Source organism: Streptomyces sp. NPDC041200, from assembly GCF_055591805.1.
Genome location: NZ_JBVIZF010000128.1, coordinates 1 through 1,793 on the forward strand (window position 1 = coordinate 1; position 1,793 = coordinate 1,793).

Genomic DNA, 1,793 nt, shown 5'->3' on the forward strand with positions numbered 1-1,793 from the left:
ACCCTCCCGCCCCTCACTGACCAACCGCCACAGGTCCTGAGGGCTCGCCACACCACCCGGAAGACGGCACGCCATACCCACAATCGCCACCGGCTCGTCGGTTCTGCGCGCGACCTGTTGCCGCAGGTCGTGCAGCTCGGCTGTGACAAGCTTGAGGGACTTGAGGAGCTTCTCGGCCGTGGCCATCTTCGGTTCCTTAGCTGGGCTGGGGAGCGGCAATCAGTGAAGGCGTGATTTCTCAGGAGATTCCGAGCTCTTCGCTGATGAAGTCAAGGACCTCATCAGCGGAGGCGGATTCCAGTTGCTCTGCCACTGCGGAGTTCGTCTTCTGATCGCCGAGTCCGTTGAGCTTCGTCACCAGCCCCTGGAGACGGAGTATGACCCCGGCCTTCTTGGCATCGTTGGAGAGCGATCCGGTGATCAGTGATTCGATGTCGTCAATCTTGGAATTCACCAGTGATTGGGCGTCGTCGGTGATGTCGACCTCGTCGTGCAGATGGCGTGCGAGGGCGAGTGGGGTGGGATAGTCGAAGGCGACTGTCGCCGCCAGTTTGAGGCCGGTGGCTTCGCGCAGGCGGTTGCGCAGCTCGACCGAGGTGAGCGAATCGAAGCCGGCATCCTTGAACGCTTTGTCCGCTTCGATGTTCGCTACCGCGGTGTGGCCGAGGACGATCGCCACCTGTGCCCGGACCAGGTCGAGCAGCAGTGCTTCCTGTTCCTGCGGTGTGAGACCGGCGAGCCTCGCGGCAAGTCCACCGCCGTTCTCCCCGGCCTGCGCCTGCCGCCGACCGGCATGCACCAGAGCACGCAGCAGAGCCGGGGTACCCCGGCCGGCCGCTGCATCAGCACGCAGCCCCCGCAGGTCCAGCTTGATCGGCACCGCCAGCGCGGCAGGCATCCGCAGGGCCCCGTCGAACAGCCGCATGCCCTCAGCCACGCCGATGGGCAGTGTTCCGCCACGGCTCATACGTGCCTGGTCGGCCTGACTGAGGTGTGCGGTCATGCCCGTGATCTGCTCCCACAGGCCCCAGGCCATCGCGATACCGGGCAATCCCTCAGCGCGGCGCCCGGCCATCCAACCGTCCAGGAACGCGTTGGCAGCGCCGTAGTTGCCTTGTCCCGCCGAGCCGAACACACCCGCCGCGGATGAGAACACCGCGAACATCGACAGGTCCATCTCCCGCGTCAGCTCGTCGAGATGACGCACGGCGGTGACTTTGGGAGCGAAGACGGCTGCGACGCGTTCCGGTGTCAGCGTCGCGATCACACCGTCGTCCAACACACCCGCGGTATGGACGACACCAGTCAGTGGATGCTCGGCCGGTACGGCAGCCAGCAGTGCCGCCACCGCGTCCCGGTCGGTGACATCACACGCCACCGCCGTCACCGTCGCACCGGCCTCACCGAGTTCGGCGACCAGCTCTCGCGCTCCCTTGGCGTCCGGTCCACGCCGGCTCGCGAGAACCAGATGGCGCACACCATGCTCACCAACCAGGTGCCGGGCCACCACAGCGCCCAGGGAGCCGGTACCACCGGTCACCACAACCGTGCCCTTGAGATCAAGGGGCTTCGGAACACTCAACACGATCTTGCCGGTATGCCGGGCCTGGCTCATGTGACGGAATGCGTCCGGGGCACGGCGCACGTCCCATGCGGTAAACGGCAACGGGGTGAGCTCGCCCGCTTCGAACAGTCCCACCAATTCGACGAGCATCTGCTGGATACGGTCGAGGCCGGCGTCGAAAACGTCGAACGCCTGGTAAGCCACCCCCGGATGTTCTACGGCGACAACG

2 protein-coding genes are annotated in these 1,793 nt (G+C 65.8%); both read right to left on the reverse strand.

Going from position 1 to position 1,793, the window contains the following annotated elements:
- The coding region (locus ACZ6CL_RS42935; protein ID WP_468947013.1) for a beta-ketoacyl synthase N-terminal-like domain-containing protein at nucleotides 1-186 on the reverse strand (186 nt) is incomplete at its 3' end.
- Between the two features lie 52 nt (nucleotides 187-238).
- A partial coding sequence (locus ACZ6CL_RS42940) for a type I polyketide synthase (protein WP_468947015.1) occupies nucleotides 239-1,793 on the reverse strand: 1,555 nt, incomplete at its 5' end.